Here is a 20927-nt window from a genome sequence, read left to right as displayed (position 1 = left end):
CTCAGGCCGAGTATCTGCGGCTCCGCCACAGAATCACCCCGGCCACCAGCAGGACTCCGCCCGCGCCGCCCGCGAGCGGGGCCGCCCAGTCGGAGGGGCCGCTGGTCGCCCTGGGGGTGTCCGGGCCGGCGCCGAAGTACTTCTCGCCGTACGACGCGGCCTTCAGGCCCCGGGGTTCGACGCGGGCGGCCGCCTTCAGGGCCGCCGCCGGGTCGATCATGCCGAAGCCCCGGGAGTCGTCCCGGCCGCCGACCGGGGCGTCCCGCGCGGTGTCCTCCAGAAGCTGCTTGATCTGGGCCGGGGCCAGGCCGGGGTGGGCGGCCTTGATCAGGGCCGCCGCGCCGGAGACGAAGGCCGAGGCCGCGCTCGTGCCCCAGCCCGCGTAGTACTTGTGGTCGGGGTCGGCGATGACGACGTCGACGCCGGGCGCGCTGACGGCGGCGTACCAGCGGCGGGTGGAGAAGGCGGCGCGGGTGCCGTACTTGTCGACGGCGGTGGCGGCGATGACGCCCGGGTAGGCGGCCGGGTAGGAGACGTGGTCGCCCTTGTCGCCGCCGTTGCCCGCGGAGGCGACGACGACCACGCCCTTCTTCAGGGCGTACTGCACCGCCTCGTCCTCGCCGGGTTCGGGATGGGCCGAGTTCGAGTCGTCGCCGAGGGAGAGGTTGATGACGTCTGCGCCGTGGTCGGCGGCCCAGCGGATGCCGTCGGCGAGGGCGCTGCCGCGGGTGGTACGGGCCTTGGCGCGGGCCGGGTCGCCGTCCTCCAGGATCACCCGGACGGGCAGGATCTTCGCCTCGGGGGCGACGCCCATGACGCCGTCGGTGTCGCCGGGTCCGTGGCCGTGCCCGGCGATGATGCCGGCCATGGCGGTGCCGTGCCGGGCCCAGGTGCGGTCGCCGGGTCCGGAACCGAAGCCGATCATGTCCTTGGCGGGCAGGACGTTGCCGGCGAGGTCCGGATGGTCGGCCTCGACGCCGGTGTCCAGGACGGCGACGGTGACGCCCCGGCCCTTGGTGGTCCGCCAGGCCTCGTCCAGGTGGAGGGCGGTCAGGCCCCACTGCTGGGCGCGGATGCCGTCGGCATGGGCGGCGGTGGACGGCAGCAGGGCGAGGGGGCCGGCGAGCAGCAGGCTCACCACCGCCTTGGCGGCGTGCTTCATGAAGGCTTCTCCGTGGCCGTGCCGACGGTCTTGCGCAGGCGCCGTTCGATGCGGTCGGCCAGGCCCTGGGCCTCGTTGCCGAGGCCGGCCTGGGCCGGTGCCGTGGTGGCGCCGGAGCGGACGGCGTCCGCGGCGGGCTGGGGCGTGTCGACGGTACGGCCGTCGGCCCAGCCGGAGACGGCGTAGGCGACGACGGGGGCGTCGGTGAGGACGGAGATGGTCCACGAGGCCCGCTGCCGGTCGCCGAATCCGGCGGCGGCCGTGCCGTCGGCGGCGTACGGCCGGGGCATCAGGTCGGCACGGGCGTCCAGGTGTTCGTCACGGAAGCGGGCGGCGAGCGCGGACATCGCGGCGGGGTCGGCCTTGGTGAAGAGCAGGCCGACGGTGGTGACGTAGCTCTGGGTGGCGTCGGTGTAGGTGGCACGCAGCAGTCGCTGGCAGCCGACCGGGGCGAGGGCCTTGTGCAGCAGCGGGTCGAAGGCGCGGGCGCAGCCGCTGTCCCGGGCGACGGCGATCCGGGTCCAGGTGCGGTCGGCGCCGCCGGGGCCGGCGCCCGTGCCCTGGACCGTGAGCGGGAACAGTTCGTCCACGGGCACGCTGTGCCAGAGGGTCCGGGCGGTGCCGAACGCGTTCCCGGCGCCGTCCGCCCCGCCGTCCCCGGTGAGCCAACTGCCGGTCGCGGCACCGCCGATGAGCCCGAGCCCGAGCACGAGACAGGCAGCGGCGGCGACGGTGCGCGCCCCCACCCGGGGACGCACCCGCCCCCCGAACCCGTCAGGCTCCCCGAAGGACACGAGCGGCCGCCCCCCGGCACCGGCACCGGCACCGGCACCGGCACCCCAGGAGTGAACGGGGTCGGGCGCGGGACGCGCGGGATGAACGGGCTCGGACCCGGGACGCACGGGGTGAGCCGGGTCGGCCGCGGGACGCACGGGATGAGCCGGGTCCGTGCCGGGACGCACGGGATGAGCGGGAGCCATGGGACTCCATGTCCTGACCCCGGCGTGCCCGGCCCCGCCGGCACCGGACGGGGCGTGGCCAGACCCGCCTACACCGGCCGAGGCCTGACCGGCCCCGCCCACACCGGACGGGGCATGGCCAGACCCGCCCACACCGGACACGGCTTGGCCAGCCCTGCCGGTGCCGGACATGGCTTGACCAGCCCCGTTGGCACCGGACACCGTCGGACCCGAGCCGTCGACACCGGGCACCGGCACGCCACCCACACGGGGGTCCCCCGCCGCCCCCACGGAACCAGCCGCACCGGTGCCGGCGGGCGCTGCTGATGCCGAGCCGGGGGGCCGGGGGCCGGGCGCCGATGAACGCGGGGAATCCGACGGCGGCGAGGACACCGACCTACGCGAGGACGTCGGCGGAGTCGGAGACGCCGGTGGAGGCGAGGTTGCCGGGCGGATCGGGCGTAGCCGTGTCGTCGTCTCCGACGGGCTTTCGGCCGGGGCGCCCTGCCCTCGAGGCTCCCTGCCCGGGCGAAGCCGGGCCGTGCTGGTCTCCACGCCCGTCCCCGCCGGGGTTGCCGTCCCCGTCGCCGTTGTGGAAACCGCCGGCGTTGCCGAAGCCGACGGGGTTGCCGAAGCCCCCGGGGTCGCCGAGGCGGACCGGGTCTCCGAAGTCGACGCGGGTCTCGAAGTCGACGGGGTTGTCGAAGCCGTCGGAGTTGTCGGGGGCCGTGTGCCTGAGGGGCCGGTGGTCGGTGGGGTGTCGGGGAATCGGGCCGAGGCGGGTGGTGGGGGTGGGCTCACGGGGTCGGAGACCTCGGGTACGGCCGACGGGTGCGGCCGGTGGGCGCGCGGGACCGGATCGGGTGTGGGCCGTGCACCGCGCGGGGTGAAGACCGACGGCTCCTCGTCGGGGTCGTCGTCCGCACGAGGCGGCGTGGAGGGCGTCGGCGGGCGCTGGGCCGGGGGCCCCGGGGGAGCCGACGGGCGTCGCGGGATCGGGGCGTGGCGGGCTCCCGTGCTCATGCACCCCCCGTTTCCTCGTGCCCGGGCCGTCTCCTCGTACGCGGGCCGGTCTGCTCCTCGGCCGCGCCCGGTGTGGAAGCTCCTTCCGGGCACGCATACCCGTACGGCCGGACTGGCATCCCGGTTCACGTGGTGGCCGGGCGCGTTCCGCCGTACGTGCGCGTCACTCTACGGGTTGTCCGGGAGAGAAAGAGAACCAGTCCACGAGCCAGGGGCATCTGCCCGGAACGTCCCCCTACCCTGCGGTAATCCTGTCTGGCAGGCTTCCGTCATGACTGCGCGCGCCGCCGACCGGGCCCGTTACGACCGGGCCACCGCCCATCTCGACGCCCCTCTCGCGATCGTGGACCTGGACGCCTTCGACGCCAACGCGGACGACCTGGTCCGCCGCGCCGGAGGCAAGCCCGTGCGGGTCGCCAGCAAGTCGGTTCGCTGCCGGGCCCTGCTGGAACGCGTCCTGGCCAAGGACGGCTTCCGGGGCATCATGTCGTTCACCCTGAACGAGTCGCTGTGGCTCGCGCGTTCGGGCTTCGAGGACATCCTGCTGGCCTATCCGTCGGCGGACCGGGCGGGCTTCGCCGAGCTGGCCGCCGATCCCAAGCTGGCCGGTGCCGTCACCGTGATGGTCGACGACCCGGCGCACCTCGACCTCATCGACGCCGCCCGCGACGGCGGACGCGAAGTCGTGCGGGTCTGCCTGGAGTTGGACACCTCGCTGAAGCTGCTCGGCGGCCGGGTCCGGGTCGGTGCCCGCCGCTCGCCGCTGCACTCCCCCGCCCAACTCGCCGAGCTGGCACGGTCCGTGGCCCAGCGGCCGGGCTTCCGGCTGGTGGGGATCATGGCGTACGAGGGGCACGTCGCCGGGGTCGGGGACGCGGTCGCCGGGCGGCCCCTGCGCTCGCGGGCGATCCGGCTGATGCAGGCCGCCGCCCGGCGGGAGCTGGCGGAGCGGCGGGCCGCGGTCGTCCGGGCGGTCCGGGCGGTCGTCCCGGACCTGGAGTTCGTCAACGGCGGCGGCACCGGCAGTGTGCAGCACACGGCCGCCGAGGACGCGGTGACGGAGATCGCGGCCGGCTCGGGGCTGTACGTGCCGCGCCTGTTCGACAACTACACGTCCTTCACCGGCCGCCCGGCCGCCCTCTTCGCCCAGCCGGTGGTCCGGCGGCCCGGCGTGGGCGTCGTCACCGTGCTCGGCGGCGGCTACCCGGCCTCGGGCGCCGCCGGCCCCGACCGGCTGCCGGTGCCGTATCTGCCTCAGGGGTTGAGGTACGACCCGCAGGAGGGCCCCGGCGAGGTGCAGACCCCGCTGCTCGGCTCGCCCGCCGACGATCTGCTCATCGGCGACAAGGTGTGGTTCCGCCACGCCAAGGCGGGCGAGCTGTGCGAGCGGTTCGACACACTGCACCTGATCGAGGGAGACACGGTGACGGCCACCGTGCCCACCTATCGGGGTGAGGGGCGCACGTTCCTTTGAGTGATCGCGCCTTTGAGTGATCGCGCGACGGCACCGTGCCGCCGCTGGCGGCTGATGGCGCCGCGTGCCTCGAACCTCAGGGTGCCGTCCGCCTGGCGGCCCGCCCCGCTGCCGCGCCGTTGCGGGTCGCGGCGACGAGGCCGGCCGGCGTGCGTCACCCGCTCTGACACCGCCTGACGGGATCGATACAGACGGCGACCCGGCGGTGCCCCCGGGGCTGGGGCGGGCGCGGCCGGGTCCCTACAGCGGCGTGACGTAGGCGCCCGAGATCCCGCCGTCCACCAGGAAGTCGGTGGCGTTGACGAAGGAGGAGTCGTCGCTGGCCAGGAAGGCGACGGCGGCGGCGATCTCCTCCGCCTCGGCGAACCGGCCGACCGGGATGTGGACCAGGCGGCGGGCGGCGCGCTCCGGGTCCTTGGCGAACAGCTCTTGCAGGAGCGGGGTGTTGACGGGGCCGGGGCACAGCGCGTTGACCCGGATGCCCTCCCTCGCGAACTGCACGCCCAGTTCCCGGGACATGGCGAGGACGCCGCCCTTGGAGGCCGTGTAGGAGATCTGGGACGTGGCCGCGCCCATCCGCGCCACGAACGACGCGGTGTTGATGATGGAGCCCTTGCCCTGGCGGCGCATGTAGGGGATGGCCGCCTTGCAGCACAGGTAGACGGAGGTCAGGTTGACCTCCTGGACGCGCTTCCAGGCCTCCAGGCCGGTCTCCAGGATGGAGTCGTCGTCGGGCGGGGAGATGCCGGCGTTGTTGAAGGCGATGTCGACGCTGCCGTAGGTGTCGTACGCCGCCCTGAACAGCGCCTCGACCTGCTCGGGGTCGGTGACGTCGACCTTCACGAAGAGCCCGCCGACTTCGTCGGCGGCGGCCTTGCCGCGCACCTCGTCGACGTCCGCGCAGACGACGTGGGCGCCCTCGGAGGCGAGCCGGCGGGCACTGGCGAGTCCGATGCCGCTGCCGGCTCCGGTCACGACGGCGGTACGGCCGACCAGGCGGCGGCAGACACTGTTGTCGGTCACTGTGCGGGGACCTCCGTGCTGAGGAAGACGTTCTTGGTCTCGGTGAAGGCGGTCAGGGCGTCGGGGCCGAGTTCCCGGCCGAGGCCGGACTGCTTGTAGCCGCCGAACGGGGTCCAGTAGCGGAGGCTGGAATGGGAGTTGACGGACAGGTTGCCCGCGCGGACGGCCTGTGACACGCGCAGGGCGCGGCCCACGTCCCGGGTCCAGACGGAGCCGGAGAGGCCGTAGGGGGTGTCGTTGGCGAGGCGGACCGCGTCCTGCTCGTCGGTGAAGGGCAGCAGGACGGCGACCGGACCGAAGATCTCCTCGCGGGCGGCCGGGCTGTCGTGCCGCTCGCCGGTGAGCACGGTCGGCGGGAACCAGAAGCCGGGGCCGTCGGGGGCCTTGCCGCGCAGGGCCGGGGCGTCGTCGGGGACGTAGGACCGTACGCGCTCCAGCTGCCGACGGGAGATGAGCGGGCCCATCTGGGTCTTCTCGTCGGCCGGGTCGCCCACGGTCACCGCGGCCAGCGCGTCGGCGAGGAAGGCGCGGGCCTCGTCCAGCACCGTCTCCTGGACCAGGACGCGGGTGCGGGCACAGCAGTCCTGGCCGGAGTTGTCCAGGAAGGAGAAGGGGTCGAGGGCGGCCTCCAGGTCGGCGTCGGCGAAGACCACGTTGGGGCTCTTGCCGCCGAGTTCGAGGGTGACCGGTTTGACCAGGCGGGCGCAGCGCTCCATGACCTCGCGGCCGGTGCGGGTGGAACCCGTGAAGACGATCTTGGCGACGTCCGGGTGGTCGACCAGTGCGCGCCCGGCGGTGTCGCCGTAGCCGGGCAGCACCTGGAAGAGGTGCTCGGGCAGACCCGCTTCCAGGGCCAGTTCGGCGAGGCGGAGCGCGGTGAGCGGGGTCGTCTCGGCGGGCTTGAGGAGGACCGCGTTCCCGGCGGCGAGCGCCGGGAAGGAGCCCCAGGCTGCGATCGGCATGGGGAAGTTCCAGGGGGCGATGACGCCGATGACGCCCAGGGGTTCCTGGAAGGTGACGTTCCAGCCGCCGGGGACCGGGATCTGCTTGCCGAGCAGGCGCTCGGCGCCGCCGGCGGCGTAGAGGAGCAGATCGCGGGCGTTGCCGGCCTCCCAGCGGGCGCCCGCGACGGTGTGGCCGGCCTCGCGGACCTCCAGCTGGGCGAGTTCCTCGGTGTGGGCGTCGACCACGTCGGCGAAGCGGCGCAGCAGCCGGGCCCGGTCGGCGGGGGCGAGGGCGGCCCACCGGGTCTGGGCGCGGGCGGCGCGTACGACGGCGGCGTCCACGTCCTCGGCGGTGGCGGCGGGGACGGTGGCGACGACCTCTTCGGTGGCGGGGTTGAGGACGGTCAGCTCGTTCGGGTCGGACACGTGGTGACCTTTCACAGGCGTTCGAAGGAGCGGCGCAGCTCCCAGTCGGTGACCGCGGCGTCGAAGGCCTCCAGCTCGACGCGCGCCATGTTGCGGTAGTGGGCGACGACCTCGTCGCCGAACGCCGACTCGGCGATCGGGCTGTTCTCCCACAGTTCGGCGGCCTCGCGCAGGGTGGTCGGCGCCTGCGCGTAGTCGGCGGTGTAGGCGTTGCCGGGGCAGGGCTCGGGCAGCTCCAGCTTGTGCTCGATGCCGTACAGACCGGCCGCGACGAGCCCCGCGACGGCGAGATGGGGGTTCACGTCCCCGCCGGGGAGGCGGTTCTCGAAGCGCAGGGAGCGGCCGTGGCCGACGACGCGCAGGGCGCAGGTGCGGTTGTCGTGGCCCCAGGCGACGGCGGTGGGGGCGAAGGAGCCCGGCTGGAACCGCTTGTAGGAGTTGATGTTGGGGGCGTACAGCAGGGAGAAGTCGCGGAGGGCGGCGAGCTGTCCGGCGAGGAAGTGCCGCATCACCTCGGACATGCCGTCGGGTCCGGCCATCGCGTTGGTGCCGTCGGCGTCGGCGAGCGAGAGATGGATGTGGCAGGAGTTGCCCTCGCGCTCGTTGTACTTGGCCATGAAGGTGATCGAGACGCCCTCCTGGGCGGCGATCTCCTTGGCGCCGGTCTTGTAGAGGGCGTGCTGGTCGCAGGTGCGCAGGGCCTCGTCGTAGCGGAAGGCGATCTCGTGCTGGCCGGGGTTGCACTCGCCCTTGGCGGACTCGACGGTGAGGCCGGCGCCGGCCATGTCGTTGCGCAGGCGGCGCAGCAGGGGCTCGATGCGGCCGGTGCCGAGGATGGAGTAGTCGATGTTGTACTGGTTGGCCGGGGTCAGGCCCCGGTAGTTCGCGTCCCAGGCCTGCTCGTAGCTGTCCTTGAAGACGATGAACTCCAGCTCGGTGCCGACCTGGGCGGTGTAGCCGTGCTCGGCGAGCCGCTCCAGCTGGCGGCGCAGGATCTGGCGGGGCGCGGCGACGACCGGGGAGCCGTCGTTCCAGGCGAGGTCGGCGATGAGGAGCGCGGTGCCGGGGTGCCAGGGGACGCGGCGCAGGGTGGACAGGTCGGGGTGCATGGCGAAGTCGCCGTAGCCGCGCTCCCAGGAGGACATCGCGTAGCCGTCGACGGTGTTCATCTCGGTGTCCACGGCGAGCAGGTAGTTGCAGCCCTCGGTGCCGTGGTGCAGTACCTCGTCGAGGAAGAAGCGGGCGGCGAACCGCTTGCCCTGGAGGCGCCCTTGCATGTCGGGGAAGGCCAGGACGACAGTGTCGATCTCACCGCTCGCGACGAGGGCGTGCAGTTCCTCGACGCTGAGCGGGGGTGTGCGGTCTGCCACGGGAGAGCCTCCTTCGGCGCCATCGCGCTTTTTCGGCCGGGCCGGGAGCCATAAGGTATTGCCGAGAACCTTTGCTTGGGAAGGGGGTGCGACGGGATGTCGCGGGAGGCGGCGCGGCAGGGGGTGGATGACCGGCTCGCTCCGGTGCTGCGGCCGGTGCGGGCGGGCAACGGCTTCGAGGAGGCGCTGGAGCAGATCCTCCAGGTCGTACGGCTCGGTCTGGTGCCGAGCGGCGAGCGGCTGCCGGCCGAGCGGGAGCTGGCGGAGCGGCTCGGGATCAGCCGGGTGACGCTGCGCGAGGTACTGAAGGTGCTCCAGGACCAGGGCCTGGTGGAGGCGCGGCGCGGGCGGTACGGCGGAACGTTTGTGCTGCCGCGCCCGGACGCGGGCGGCGAGGACGAGCTGCGGCGCCGGATCGCCGAGGTCGACATCGAGGACGTGCTGCGCTTCCGCGAGGTGCTGGAGGTGGGCGCGGCCGGGCTGTGCGCGGCGCACGGGCTGACGAAGGAGCAGGCGGAGCGGCTGCGCGAGGCGCTGGACCGCACGCACGAGGCCCCGCTGACGGACTACCGGCGGGCGGACACCCTGTTGCACCTGACGCTGGCCGAGCTGTGCGGTTCGCCGTCGCTGACCGCGCGGTACGCGGCGGTCCGGGCCACGGTCAACGACCTGCTGGACTGCATCCCGCTGCTGGTGCGCAACCTGGAGCACTCCCAGCGGCAGCACACCGCGCTGGTGGAGGCGGTGCTGGACGGGGACGCGGACGGGGCGCGGGAGATGACCCGCGAGCACTGCGCGGGCACGGCGGCGCTGCTGCGGGGCTTTCTGGCGTGAGCCGGCTCTGAAAAGGTAACCAGATGAACCTTTGACCTTCAGGAGGGCAGCATGACCGCACGGCCGCTGATCGGTGTGAGCACGTATCTGGAGTCCGGCGTGCGCTGGGGGGTGTGGGAGCTGGACGCCGTACTGCTGGCGGCCGGCTATCCCCGGCTGGTGCAGCGGGCCGGCGGGCTGGCCGCGCTGCTGCCGCCGGACGCCCCGGAGCGGGCCGGGGCCGCGGTGGCCCGGCTCGACGGGCTGGTCATCGCGGGCGGCCCGGACGTCGACCCGGCCCGGTACGGCGCCGAGCGCTCGCCGCGCACGGGGCCGCCCGCGCCGGAGCGCGACGCGTGGGAGCTGGCGTTGATCGACGCGGCGCTGGCGGCGGGCGTGCCGCTGCTCGGGGTGTGCCGTGGCATGCAGCTGCTGAACGTCGCCCTCGGGGGCACGCTCGTCCAGCACCTGGACGGGCACGCGGAGGTGGTCGGCGTGTTCGGCGGGCACCCGGTGAAGCCGGTGCCGGGGACGCTGTACGCCGGAATCGTGCCGGAGGAGCTGACGGTGCCGACGTATCACCATCAGGCGGTGGAACGGCTCGGCGAGGGGCTTGTCCCGTCGGCCTACGCGGCGGACGGCACGGTGGAGGCCGTGGAGCTGCCGGCGGACCGGGGGTGGGTGCTGGGGGTGCAGTGGCATCCGGAGATGGGGGAAGACCTGCGGGTGATGGCGGCGCTGGTCGCCGCGGCGGCGTGAGTGCGGGTGAGGTCGCGGCCGTCTGATCGGTGCGGCCGCGCGTGGCTGGTCGCGCAGTTCCCCGCGCCCCTTCGGGACGCTCCCCGGTACCCCTGCTTCAGTCCCGGGGCAGGGAGAGCGCGCTTCAGCCCCGGGTCAGGGACAGCAGTTCCCGGGCCGGGCCCGTGGGGCGGTGGCCTGTCGGCCATACCGCTCTCAGGTCCCGGCGGAGGGAGACGCCCTCCACCGGGATGCTGACCAGGCGCCGCATCGCCAGCTCCTCCCCCACCACGAGTTCGCTGAGGACGGAGGGGCCCGCGCCGCTGACGGCGGAGGCCTTCACCGCCGTCGTGGAGGACAGCTCGATCAGCGGGCGGGCCAGGCCGCCGAGGGCCGTGTCCAGGACCTGACGGGTGCCGGAGCCCCGCTCCCGGAGGATGAGCGGGGTCGCGGCCAGCTCCGCCGCCGTCAGCGGTCGTCGGCGGCGGGCCCACGGGTGGGCGGGCGCGGTGACGACGATCAGCCGGTCGCGGGCGATGACCGTGGAGTCCAGGCCCGTGGGCACGGTCAGACCCTCCACGAAGCCCAGGTCCGCATCGCCGGCCAGCAGGAGTTCCGCGACCTTCGCCGAGTTCCCCGCGAGCAGCGAGACCGCCGTGTCGGGCCGCTCGGCGTGCAGCGCCAGGAGCCAGCCGGGCAGCAGGTACTCGGCGATGGTCATGCTCGCCGCGACCCGGAGCCGTGAGTCCCGCCGGTCCCGCAGCGCCCGCGCGCCCGCGTCGAAGGCCGCCGCCGCCTCCACCACCCGCCGGGCCCAGTCCGTGACCAGGGCACCCGCGTCGGTGAGCCGGGAGCCGCGCGGCGAGCGGTCGACCAGGGCCACGCCCAGCTGCCGTTCCATGGAGCGGATCCGGCTGCTGGCGGCCGGCTGGGTGATGCCGACCTCGCGCGCCGCCGCGCCCAGACTGCCCAGCCGCGCCACCGCGAGCAGCAGTTCCAGCGCGGCGAGGTCCGGCACCCGGTGCGCCAGCGATTCCGTGCGCTGCCCCTCCACCTCACTCATAAGACCAGCTTATGCCCTCATAGACCCGTGGTCCCTGGTCCCGGACGCCCACCGGCCGGATCTTGGAACCATGGCCACCGCAGCCCAGCCCCTGCCTCTCCCCCGCACCGCCCGGCTCCGGCATCTCGGCCCGAACTGGTACGCCTCCGTGATGGGCACCGCGATCGTCGGCTCGGCCGGTGTCGCGCTGCCCGGGCCGGCGCACGGGGCGCGCGGTGTCTTCGCGGCCGTCTGGGCGCTGTCCCTGGTCCTGCTGCTGACCCTGCTGGCCGCCCGGGCCCTGCACTGGAGCCACCACCGCGACCAGGCCCGCGCTCATCTGCTCGACCCGGCCATGGCCCCTTTCTACGGCTGCCTGGCCATGGCGCTGCTCGCGGTGGGCGGCGGCGCCCTGACGGCCGGCCGGGAGCTGATCGGCACGCGTACGGCCGTCGCTCTCGACGCCGTGCTGTTCACGGCCGGTACGGCGATCGGGCTCGGGGCCGCCGTGGCGGTGCCGTACCTGATGGCCGTACGGCATCGCGTGGATTCCGCCCAGGCCTCCCCGGTGTGGCTGCTGCCCCTGGTCGCGCCCATGGTGTCGGCGTCCGCCGGTCCGCCGCTGGTGCCGTATCTGCCGCCGGGGCAGCCCCGGGCGACCCTGCTGCTGGCCTGCTTCGCGCTGTTCGGGCTGAGCCTGCTGGCCGTGCTGCTGATGCTCCCGCTGGTCTTCGCCCGGCTGATCACCGCCGGACCGCTGCCCCTCGCGCTGACCCCGGCTCTGTTCCTGGTCCTCGGCCCGCTCGGGCAGTCCACGACGGCCGTCGGGCTGATCGCGGACCGCGCTCCGGGCGTCGTACCGGCCCCCTACGACCGCGGCCTCGCCGTCTTCGCCGTGCTGTACGGGGTGCCTGTCATGGGGTTCGCGCTGCTGTGGCTGGGGCTCGCGACCGCGCACGTGGTGCGGGCCCGGCGGAGGGGCATGGGCTTCACGCTGACCTGGTGGGCGTTCACCTTTCCGGTGGGCACCTGCGTCACCGGCGCGGCGGCCCTCGCCCGGCACACCGGTCTCGCGGTGTACGACGCCCTGGCGGCCGGTCTGTACGGCGTCCTCGTGGCGGCCTGGCTCGCGGCGGCCCGTGGCACCGTGCGCGGCCTGCTCAGCGGCGCGCTGCTCCCAGCGCTCCCGCCAGCACCCGTGGCGCTTCCGTCAGGGACGGGCCGTACCAGGTCAGATGCCGTCCGCTGACCAGGGCGCAGGGCAGCCCGGGGAACGCCTCCGGGCCGTCGTCGGCGGTGAAGCGGTACGGCTCGTCGGGCAGGACCACCAGGTCGGGCGCCCGCTCGCGCAGCTCGTCCAACGGGATGCGGGGGTAGCGCTCGCGGTGGTGGGCGTACACGTGGTCCACGCCCAGGCGGGCCAGGACGTCACCCGCGAAGGTGTCCCGGCCGAGGACCATCCAGGGGCGCCGCCAGATCGGTACGACCGCCCTCCTGCGCTCCGCCGGCTCGGGCAGGGCCGTCCAGGCCTCCTCCGCCTCGGCCAGCCAGCCGGGACGGCGGGGCGCGCCGCAATCGGTGAGCACCCGGTCCAGCTCACTGAAGGCCTGCGGCACGCTCCGCACCTCGGTGACCAGCACGTCCAGCCCGGCCGCCCGGAGGGCGTCGAGGTCGGGCGCGCGGTTCTCCTCCTCGTTGGCGATCACCAGGTCGGGGGCGAGCCCGATGATCCCGTCCACGTCCGGGTTCTTCGTACCGCCGATCCGGACGACGTCCAGCTCCTCCGGACGACTGCACCAGCCGGTGGCACCGACGAGGACTCCGGGCAGGGTGACGGCCACGGCCTCGGTGAGCGACGGGACGAGGGAGACGACGCGCACTAAACGGCTCCGGCAAGGGCGGCGCCCCGAAGGGGCGCGGGGAACTGCGCGACCGGCCCCGACGGCGCCGCGGACGGCGGACTGACCCGTATCACCCCGTTGCCTCCTCCCGTCGAACTCTCAGCGAGACCTGTCGTGCACCGCCTCGATGTGCTCCGCCACCGCCACCACGATCACCCTCGTGTCCGGCACCGTCGCCCGCCACCGATGCCGTACCCCACCCGTCAGATACAGCGTGTCGCCGCGCCCGAGGCGGTACGCGCGCCCCTCCGCCTCGATCTCCACCGCGCCGTCGGCGACGTACATCAGCTCGTCGTTGCGGTGCTGGAACTCGCGCCCGGCGTCGTGGTCGCCGGTGAACTCGGAGGCGTGCAGCTGGTGGTGGCCGCGCACCAGGGAGCGGGTCCGCGGGTCGAAGTCGCCGTCGGGGACGGCCTCGGCGCGGACGACGTCCACGCTGGCGGCCGGGTCGGCGGCGGCGAGGAGTTCGACGGCCGTGGTGCGCAGGGCGTCGGCCAGCTTCTCCAGGGAGGTGCGGCTCGGGCGGGCCCGGTCGTTCTCGACCTGGCTGAGGAAGGGCACCGAGAGGCCGCTGCGCGCGGCCACGACGGCGAGGGTGAGTTCCAGCGCACGCCGGCGCCGCCGGACGGCCGCGCCCACCCGCACGGGCTGCTGCTCTTTGTGGTCGCCCATCGCTCCGGCTCCCTCCCTCGCTCGTCGCTCTCCGGGTTCCCGCTCCGGGGCACACCTCTTCCGATGACTTCTCTGCACCCTACGCATGTTCGGCAAACCGTTTCACGTGCCTGTCACATCCCTGACACTCCCGTGATCCCGGACCCTCACAGTTCGCGCCAGCGCTCGGGGGCCGGGGAGCGTTCGTGACCCGGTCACCCTGGAGGATGAATATGCCGTCCAGCTGGGCCGGGGGTCCGGGCGCGGGCCATGGCTCCTCACGGTGAGTGATTGGCCTGAACCCTCCCGTAGGCGCGTGGCCGCGCGGGGCGGGCGGAAGACCGCGAGGGGCGGGCGGCACCGGACGCGTGTCGGCGTCCGGCGGCGCCCGCCCCTCGGGAGGCGGTCCGGGGCGGTCAGGTCACCCGGCCGCCTGGCTCGTCGCGTCCTTCTTGGCGACCGGGGCCCACTTGTCGACCAGGCCGGGATGCTGCCGCAGCCAGGTGCGGACGGCGTCCTGCTCCTTGCCCTTGCCGGACTTCTGGATCTGCGCCTCCAGGCCGGTCAGCTGCGCCTCGGTCATCGAGAAGTCCTTCAGCCACTGGCCGGCCTGCGGGTTGTCGGCGGCGAAGCCCTTGCGGGCGAGGGTGTGCACGCCGTCGCCCTTGCCCCAGGCGCCCTTGGGGTCCTTGAGCTTCTTCAGGTCGTAGTCGCTGTACGCCCAGTGCGGCGACCACAGGGTGACGACGACCGGCTGCTTCCTGGCGTAGGCCCGCTTCAGCTCGGCGAGCATGGCCGGCGTGGAGCCGTCGACCACGTCGTAGGTGCCCTCCAGGCCGTACTCCGGCAGCACCTTGCTCTTCAGCAGGCCCATCATGCCCGCGCTGGGCTCGATGCCGATGATCTTTCCGTGGAACTCGGACGCGTGGTCCTTCAGGTCCGCCAGGGAGTTCACGTCCTTGACATAGGACGGGACGGTCAGCTCCAGGGAGGTGGGGCTGTACCACGTGCCGAGGTCGTCGAGCCGCTTGCCGTACTTCGCCCAGTACTCGGCGTGCGTCGTGGGCAGCCAGGAGTCGGTCTGGAAGTCGAGCTGGCCGGTGGCGAGGCCGGTGTAGAGCGGGCCGGCCGCGTACTGGGTGGTGGTCACCTTGAAGCCGCGCTCCTCCAGCAGTTCCTTCCAGAGGAACGTGGAGGCGATGCCCTCGTCCCAGGGGATGTAGCCGATCCGGATCTCCTTGCCCTTGCCGACGTCCGTGCCGGAGGCCTCGGAGGTGCCGGCGGAGGAGCCGAAGATCCCGAGCCCGCCCGCGACCAGGGCGAGTACGACCACGCCGACGACGGCGACGGCCGGGCGCGGACGGTACGACCACGCGCGCGTGCGGGCCTTCGCGGCGGCCCTGCGGCCCAGCGGGGAGAGCTGGGTGCCGAGCGCGCCGGTGACGCGGTCCAGGTAGATGGCGAGGACGACGATGCCGACGCCCGCCTCGAAGCCGTAGCCGATGTCGAGCTGGCCGATCGCCTCGTTGACCGCGCCGCCGAGGCCTCCGGTGCCGACCATGCCCGCGATGACGACCATGGACAGGCCCAGCATGATCACCTGGTTGACGCCGGCCATGATGGTCGGCAGGGCGAGCGGCAGCTGGACGCGCCACAGGATGTCGCGCGGGGTGGTGCCGAACGCCTCGGCGGCCTCGACCAGTTCGGCGTCGACCTGGCGGATGCCCAGCTCGGTCATGCGGACGCCGGGGGCGAGCGCGAAGATCAGCGTGGCGACGACACCGGCGGCGGTGCCCAGGCCGAAGAAGAGCATGGCCGGGATCAGCAGGACCATCGACGGCATGGTCTGGAGCAGGTCAAGGACCGGCCGTACGGCGGAGCTGACCGCCTTGGAGCGGGCGGCCCAGATGCCCAGCGGGATGGAGATCACCAGGGCGATCAGCGTCGCCACGAGGACCAGGGCGAGGGTGGACATCGCCCGGTCCCACAGGTCGAGCGAGTCGACCAGCGCGAACCCGGCGAAGGCGAGGACGCCGGCGAGCAGGCCGCGCAGCCACCAGGCGATCACCGCGAGGATGCCGGCCATCAGCAGCGGCTCGGGGGCGGTGAGCACGGCGTCGATGCCGTCGTACATGCCCTCCATGACCGCCCTGACGGCGTCGAAGAGCCAGGAGAGGTGGTCGACCAGCCAGGTCACACCGGAGTCGACCCAGTCGCCGAGGGGAATCCTAGGCACGGCTGATCACCTTCCCGTCCGGGTTGTCGCAGGGCACCGGACCGGCCGTCTCGTCGCCGAGGAAGCCGACCAGCCGCTGCCTGGGAACGACACCGATGACGTGATTCGCGTCGTCCACGACGGAGACGCGGTGGGACAACCGGGCGCTGATCGCGCACAGCTGGGTGAACGGGGTCCCGCGGGTCGCGGTCTCGCAGCCGCACAGCGGGGCGTCGGCCGTCACCGAGGTGTCCATGAGGGCGCCCGCCGTCAGCACCCGGGAGCGGTCGACGTCCTGGATGAAGGAGGCCACGTAGTCGTTCGCGGGGCGCAGCAGAATGTCCTCGGCGGTGCCGGTCTGGACGATACGTCCGTCGCGCATGACGGCGATGCGGTCGCCGAGCCGCATGGCCTCGTTGAGGTCGTGGGTGATGAAGACGATGGTCTTCTTCAGGGTCTTCTGGAGTTCCAGCAGCTGGTCCTGCATGTCGCGGCGGATCAGCGGGTCAAGGGCGCTGAAGGACTCGTCCATGAGCAGCACGTCGGCGTCGGTGGCGAGGGCGCGGGCGAGGCCGACGCGCTGCTGCATGCCGCCGGACAGCTCGTCGGGCCAGGAGGCCTCCCAGCCGGCCAGGCCGCACAGGGCGAGCGCCTCGTCGGCGCGGCGTTCGCGCTCGGCGCGGGGCGCGCCCTGCACTTCCAGGCCGTAGGCGGCGTTGTCGCGGACGCTGCGGTGCGGGAACAGCGCGAAGTGCTGGAAGACCATGCTGATCTTCTTCGAGCGCAGTCCGCGCAGCGCCCGGTCGGTGAGCGCGGTCAGGTCCTGGCCGTCGAAGCGCACCGTGCCCGCCGTCGGCTCCAGCAGCCCGTTGAGCATGCGCAGCAGGGTGGACTTGCCCGAGCCCGACAGCCCCATCACGACGAAGATCTCGCCGGCCTCGACCCGGAAGGAGGCGTCGATCACGGCGGCGGTCGTACCGTCGGCGCGCAGCTCCGTCCGGTCGGCGCCCTCACGCAGGCGTTCCACTGCTTCGTCCGGTCGTCTGCCGAACACCTTGTACAGGTGCTCCACCTCAAGCCTGGCTGACACGCGAACCTCTCGTCTGGCGGGGACAGGACAGAGGCCGCGCCTCCCCAGGTCGGGCCGGGGCAAACGCGCACGTGGCCGGGTTCACGGCGATGCGCGTGACGCAACGCGTTCCGGGAGCGAGGGCCGCTGTCAGTGCCGTGCGGCATGATGCGTGCGTGACCGGACGACTCATGCTTCTCGACACCGCCTCGCTGTACTTCCGCGCCTACTTCGGCGTCCCGGACTCCGTGAAGGCGCCGGACGGCTCGCCCGTCAACGCGGTGCGCGGGCTGCTGGACTTCATCGACCGGCTGGTCAAGGACCACCGCCCGGAGCACCTGGTGGCCTGCATGGACGCCGACTGGCGCCCGCAGTGGCGGGTGGATCTCATCCCCACCTACAAGGCGCACCGGGTCGCCGAGGAGCACGCGGGCGCGCCGGACGAGGAGGAGGTGCCGGACACCCTCGCCCCGCAGGTGCCGGTGATCGAGGACGTGCTGGACGCGATCGGGATCGCCCGCGTCGGCGTCGCGGGGTACGAGGCGGACGATGTGATCGGCACGTTCACCGCGCGGGCCGGTGGTCCGGTGGACATCGTCACCGGCGACCGCGACCTGTATCAGCTGGTGGACGACCGGCGCGAGATCCGGGTGCTGTATCCGGTGAAGGGCGTCGGCACGCTCCAGCTGACCGACGAGGCGGCGCTGCGCGGGAAGTATGGCGTCGACGGGCGCGGGTACGCGGATCTGGCGCTGCTGCGCGGCGATCCGAGCGACGGCCTGCCGGGCGTGGCCGGCATCGGTGAGAAGACGGCCGCGAAGCTGCTCGCCGAGTTCGGCGACCTGGCCGGGATCATGGCGGCGGTCGACGACCCGCGGGCGAAGCTCACGCCGTCGCAGCGCAAGCGGCTCACCGAGGCCCGGCCGTATCTCGCGGTCGCGCCGAAGGTGGTGCGGGTCGCCGACGACGTGCCGCTGCCGGACGTCGACACGGCCCTGCCGCACACCCCGCTCGACCCGGCGGCACTGGAGGCACTGGCGCACCGGTGGGGGCTCGGCGGCTCCCTCCAGCGGCTGCTGACCACGCTCGCGGAGTGAGGCCGACCGGAATATTCCGGCAAAGGGATCTCATCGAACGCTCACGAGAGAGGTGTTGAATCGGAGCGAGATGCTAACTTAGGTAAACCTAACCAACCCGCAGGAGGCCGTGATGGCAGAGCGTCCGGGACGAAAGCCGCGCAAGCCCCATACCGCCCAGGTGGTGCGCACCGAGCGGCTGACCCCGCACATGCAGCGCGTGGTGCTCGGTGGCGAGGGCCTGGCCGGATTCGCCGCGGAAACCTGCACCGACCACTACGTGAAGCTGCTGTTCGGCGCCGCCGGTGTCACCTACCCGGAGCCCTTCGACCTGGAGCGCATCCGCGCCGAGTTCCCGCGCGAGCAGTGGCCGGTGACCCGGACGTACACCGTGCGCGCCTGGGACCCCGAACAGCGCGAGCTGACCCTGGACTTCGTGATCCACGGCGACGAGGGCCTGGCCGGCCCGTGGGCCCTCCGCGCGCGGCCCGGCGACACCGTGCGCTTCATGGGCCCCGGCGGCGCGTACGCGCCCGACCCCGAGGCCGACTGGCATCTGCTCGCCGGTGACGAGAGCGCGCTGCCCGCCATCGCCCGCGCCCTGCAGACGCTGCCCGCCGGTGCCCGTACGCACGCGTTCATCGAGGTGTCCGGCCCCGAGGAGGAGCAGAAGATCGACACCGAGGTGCCGGTCGTCTGGCTGCACCGCGGGGACCGGCCGGTCGGCGAGGCCCTGCTGGAGGCCGTGCGGGGGCTCACGTTCCCGGAGGGCCGGCCGCAGGCGTTCGTGCACGGCGAGGCGGGCTTCGTGAAGGAGCTGCGCCGGCTGCTGCGGGTCGAGCACCAGATCGCGCGCGAGGACCTGTCGATCTCCGGCTACTGGCGGCTCGGCCACAACGAGGACGGCTGGCAGGCCTCCAAGCGGGAGTGGAACGCCCGGATCGAGGCGGAGCAGGAGGGCGGCACGGCGGCGGCTGCCTGAGCACGGGGAGGCGGCGGCGTCCGGGATGGGCGCCGCCGCTTTCGTACGCCCGGTATCTCTGTCCCCCCAACGCTGGGATCAGTCACCCCGTACGCGCGCGTGCAGGTGCATGTCGTGCCAGCCGTCCTGGTGGAGGTAGGCACTGCGCTTGATGCCCTCCAGGGTGAAGCCGGCCTTCCCGGCGACCCGGCAGGAAGCGGGGTTGGCGGTGGCGTGCATGAGTTCCAGGCGGTGGAAGCCGATCTCCTCGAACGCCCAGTGGGTCACGGCCGCCGCGGCGCGCAGGGCGACACCCCGGCCCCGCGCCCCCGCCACCGTCCAGTACGCGATCTCCGCGACGCCGTCGCCGAGCAGGATCTGGCGCAGCGCGACCCGGCCCAGCAGCGCGTCCGTGCCCTCGTCCACGACGGCCCACTGTGCCTCGCGCTCGTCCGCCCACCCGTTGCGCCACTGTCCGATCCAGTCGGCGGCCTCCTCCTCGGACTCGCAGGACCGGCCGTGCCACTGGCGCAGCACCGGGTCCTGGAAGGCGGCGTGCACGGCGGGCGCGTCCTCGGCCCGCCACGGGCGCAGGAGCATGCCGTCGGCGGCGGGGAGGGTGGGCTGCGGGGCACGGACGAGGGCGCCGGGGGTCAGGACCGGGCTGGTGAGAAACGGCATGATCCATATCCTGCCGAGTGCGGGGCCGGTGGCCCACCTCATGTGACGGCCAACGGGGTGACCGTGCCCCCGTACCCTTGACCCCGATGAGACGCCGTACGCCGCCCCCGCCCGCCCCGCTCCCCCAGCGCGAGGGAGTGGACCCCGTACGGGTACGGCTGCCCGTGGGCGGGGCGTGGGCCACCGTGCGGGAGCATCTGGTGGAGCGGCTGACGGGGGCCCCGCCGGGGGTGGTCGAGTCGATGTTCGCCGCGGGGCTGGTGGTCGGGGCCGACGGGCGGGCGGTGGCGCCGGACGCGCCGTACCGGCCGGGGATGTTCGTCTGGTTCCACCGCGAGCTGCCCGCCGAGGTGCCGGTGCCGTTCCCGGTGGAGGTGGTGTACCGGGACGAGCACATCGTGGTGGCCGACAAGCCGCACTTCCTGGCCACGACCCCGCGCGGCTCGCATGTCGCCGAGACCGCGCTGGCCCGGCTCCGGCGCGAACTGGGCATCCCGACGCTGACGGCGGCGCACCGGCTGGACCGGCTCACCGCCGGGCTGGTGCTGTTCACGGTGCGGCCGGAGGAGCGGGGCGCGTACCAGTCGCTGTTCCGGGACCGGCGGGTGCGCAAGGAGTACGAGGCGGTGGCGCCGTACGATCCCGCGCTCGCCCTGCCCCGGACCGTGCGCAGCAGGATCGTGAAGGAGCGCGGGGTGCCGGCCGCGCGGGAGGTGCCGGGCGAGCCGAACGCGGAGACCCGGGTCGAACTGATCGGTCACCGGTCCGGGCTCGGCCGGTACCGGCTAGTGCCGGCCACCGGGCAGACCCACCAGCTCCGGGTGCACCTGACCGCGCTGGGCGTGCCCATCCTCGGCGACCCGCTGTATCCCGAGGTGACCGCCCCGGTACCGGCCGGCGACTTCCGCCGCCCCCTGCAACTGCTCGCACGCGAGCTGGAGTTCACCGACCCGGTCACCGGCACGGAACACACGTTCACCAGCGCCCGCACACTCCGAGCGTGGACGTCGCACGAGGCCTGGGCGGACCGGACCTGGGCCCGGCGGGGAACCGACGTCACCGCATAGCGAGCCGACCCCGCCGGGAAGGACCGACCCCGCCGGACGGGCACCGGCCCACCGGGACGGGCGCCGGCCCACCGGGACGGGCATCAGCCCACCGGACGGCCGAGGACTTACCGGACAGGCCGACCCGGTCAGAAAAGGCCGATCCCGCCGGACGGCCGAGGACTTACCGGACAGGCCGACCCGGTCAGTACAAGCCGATCCCGCCGAACAGGCCGACCCGGTCAGAAAAAGCCGATCCCACCGGACAGGGCCGCCGCCGAAGGAGGCCTGTCCCTCCCGACGTGTTCGCCGGGGCGAGCCGTCCCGGCGCGACAGAGCCACGCCACGGACGG

Annotated in this window: 18 protein-coding genes; 7 read left to right on the top strand and 11 right to left on the bottom strand. The window is 73.7% G+C overall.

Annotated elements, in window-relative coordinates; translation table 11 throughout:
• Position 1: 1 nt before the first annotated feature.
• Positions 2-1162 carry a type VII secretion-associated serine protease mycosin gene (gene mycP, locus ACZ4WH_RS02840; protein ID WP_468175921.1) on the bottom strand — a complete coding sequence of 387 codons (1161 nt, stop codon included), beginning with the start codon at positions 1160-1162 and terminating at the stop codon, positions 2-4.
• Positions 1159-1908, bottom strand: a complete 750-nt coding sequence (locus ACZ4WH_RS02835; RefSeq protein WP_468175918.1) for a hypothetical protein — start codon at positions 1906-1908, stop codon at positions 1159-1161. The genes mycP and ACZ4WH_RS02835 overlap by 4 nt, the downstream gene beginning before the upstream one ends.
• 1507 nt (positions 1909-3415) lie before the next feature.
• Here ACZ4WH_RS02835 and ACZ4WH_RS02830 point away from each other — a divergent pair.
• Complete coding sequence (locus ACZ4WH_RS02830; RefSeq protein ID WP_468175916.1) at positions 3416-4618, top strand: amino acid deaminase/aldolase; 1203 nt, start codon at positions 3416-3418, stop codon at positions 4616-4618.
• 240 nt (positions 4619-4858) lie between these two features.
• Here the strand turns inward: ACZ4WH_RS02830 and ACZ4WH_RS02825 are convergent, their stop codons facing one another.
• From ACZ4WH_RS02825 to ACZ4WH_RS02815, 3 genes are read right to left on the bottom strand one after another with little or no spacing between them, the layout of a single operon-like run.
• On the bottom strand, positions 4859-5641 hold the full coding sequence (locus ACZ4WH_RS02825; protein ID WP_468175913.1) for a 3-oxoacyl-ACP reductase: 783 nt from the start codon (positions 5639-5641) through the stop codon (positions 4859-4861).
• On the bottom strand, positions 5638-7011 hold the full coding sequence (locus tag ACZ4WH_RS02820) for an aldehyde dehydrogenase family protein (RefSeq protein ID WP_468175909.1): 1374 nt from the start codon (positions 7009-7011) through the stop codon (positions 5638-5640). Before ACZ4WH_RS02820 ends, ACZ4WH_RS02825 begins: the two co-directional genes overlap by 4 nt.
• 11 nt (positions 7012-7022) lie before the next feature.
• On the bottom strand, positions 7023-8381 hold the full coding sequence (locus tag ACZ4WH_RS02815; RefSeq protein WP_468175906.1) for a glutamine synthetase family protein: 1359 nt from the start codon (positions 8379-8381) through the stop codon (positions 7023-7025).
• Positions 8382-8477: 96 nt separating this feature from the next.
• Here ACZ4WH_RS02815 and ACZ4WH_RS02810 point away from each other — a divergent pair, with 96 nt between their 5' ends.
• Positions 8478-9215 (top strand): FadR/GntR family transcriptional regulator, encoded by a 738-nt coding sequence (locus ACZ4WH_RS02810; protein ID WP_468175903.1) that lies wholly within the window; start codon positions 8478-8480, stop codon positions 9213-9215.
• Positions 9216-9266: 51 nt separating this feature from the next.
• The gene (locus ACZ4WH_RS02805) at positions 9267-9953 is read left to right on the top strand and encodes a gamma-glutamyl-gamma-aminobutyrate hydrolase family protein (RefSeq protein ID WP_468175900.1); all 687 of its coding nucleotides are present in this window, start codon (positions 9267-9269) and stop codon (positions 9951-9953) included.
• Positions 9954-10077: 124 nt separating this feature from the next.
• On the opposite strand, the gene ACZ4WH_RS02800 is transcribed toward ACZ4WH_RS02805, so the two are convergent.
• Positions 10078-10995 (bottom strand): LysR family transcriptional regulator, encoded by a 918-nt coding sequence (locus ACZ4WH_RS02800; RefSeq protein ID WP_468175897.1) that lies wholly within the window; start codon positions 10993-10995, stop codon positions 10078-10080.
• 70 nt (positions 10996-11065) lie between these two features.
• Here ACZ4WH_RS02800 and ACZ4WH_RS02795 point away from each other — a divergent pair, with 70 nt between their 5' ends.
• Positions 11066-12223 carry a TDT family transporter gene (locus ACZ4WH_RS02795; protein ID WP_468175895.1) on the top strand — a complete coding sequence of 386 codons (1158 nt, stop codon included), beginning with the start codon at positions 11066-11068 and terminating at the stop codon, positions 12221-12223.
• On the opposite strand, the gene ACZ4WH_RS02790 is transcribed toward ACZ4WH_RS02795, so the two are convergent.
• The 4 genes from ACZ4WH_RS02790 to ACZ4WH_RS02775 all read right to left on the bottom strand — a co-directional run bounded on the left by ACZ4WH_RS02790 (position 12135) and on the right by ACZ4WH_RS02775 (position 16831).
• Complete coding sequence (locus tag ACZ4WH_RS02790) at positions 12135-12854, bottom strand: helical backbone metal receptor (RefSeq protein ID WP_468175892.1); 720 nt, start codon at positions 12852-12854, stop codon at positions 12135-12137. The two genes, ACZ4WH_RS02795 and ACZ4WH_RS02790, sit on opposite strands and share 89 nt — an antisense overlap.
• Positions 12855-12974: 120 nt before the next feature.
• Positions 12975-13547, bottom strand: coding sequence for a helix-turn-helix domain-containing protein (locus ACZ4WH_RS02785; protein ID WP_468175890.1), 573 nt, complete (start codon positions 13545-13547; stop codon positions 12975-12977).
• Between the two features lie 400 nt (positions 13548-13947).
• A complete protein-coding gene (locus tag ACZ4WH_RS02780; RefSeq protein WP_468175887.1) occupies positions 13948-15762 on the bottom strand; it encodes an ABC transporter permease/substrate binding protein in 1815 nt (604 codons plus the stop codon).
• Positions 15755-16831: a quaternary amine ABC transporter ATP-binding protein gene (locus ACZ4WH_RS02775; protein ID WP_468175884.1), complete on the bottom strand. Its 1077-nt coding sequence runs from the start codon at positions 16829-16831 to the stop codon at positions 15755-15757. Before ACZ4WH_RS02775 ends, ACZ4WH_RS02780 begins: the two co-directional genes overlap by 8 nt.
• A 155-nt stretch (positions 16832-16986) precedes the next feature.
• Here ACZ4WH_RS02775 and ACZ4WH_RS02770 point away from each other — a divergent pair, with 155 nt between their 5' ends.
• The gene (locus tag ACZ4WH_RS02770; RefSeq protein ID WP_468175881.1) at positions 16987-17907 is read left to right on the top strand and encodes a 5'-3' exonuclease; all 921 of its coding nucleotides are present in this window, start codon (positions 16987-16989) and stop codon (positions 17905-17907) included.
• A gap of 112 nt (positions 17908-18019) precedes the next feature.
• Positions 18020-18868, top strand: a complete 849-nt coding sequence (locus tag ACZ4WH_RS02765; protein ID WP_468175878.1) for a siderophore-interacting protein — start codon at positions 18020-18022, stop codon at positions 18866-18868.
• Positions 18869-18946: 78 nt separating this feature from the next.
• Here ACZ4WH_RS02765 and ACZ4WH_RS02760 read toward each other — a convergent pair whose 3' ends face one another.
• Positions 18947-19528 carry a GNAT family N-acetyltransferase gene (locus ACZ4WH_RS02760; RefSeq protein ID WP_468175875.1) on the bottom strand — a complete coding sequence of 194 codons (582 nt, stop codon included), beginning with the start codon at positions 19526-19528 and terminating at the stop codon, positions 18947-18949.
• Positions 19529-19614: 86 nt separating this feature from the next.
• Here ACZ4WH_RS02760 and ACZ4WH_RS02755 point away from each other — a divergent pair, with 86 nt between their 5' ends.
• Positions 19615-20595 carry an RluA family pseudouridine synthase gene (locus ACZ4WH_RS02755; protein WP_468175872.1) on the top strand — a complete coding sequence of 327 codons (981 nt, stop codon included), beginning with the start codon at positions 19615-19617 and terminating at the stop codon, positions 20593-20595.
• The last annotated feature ends 332 nt before the right edge of the window (positions 20596-20927 follow it).

The sequence above is a fragment of the Streptomyces sp. NPDC029138 genome, assembly GCF_055564375.1.
Note: the sequence above shows the minus strand (reverse complement) of the source record. Positions and strands in the feature narration are given on the sequence as shown.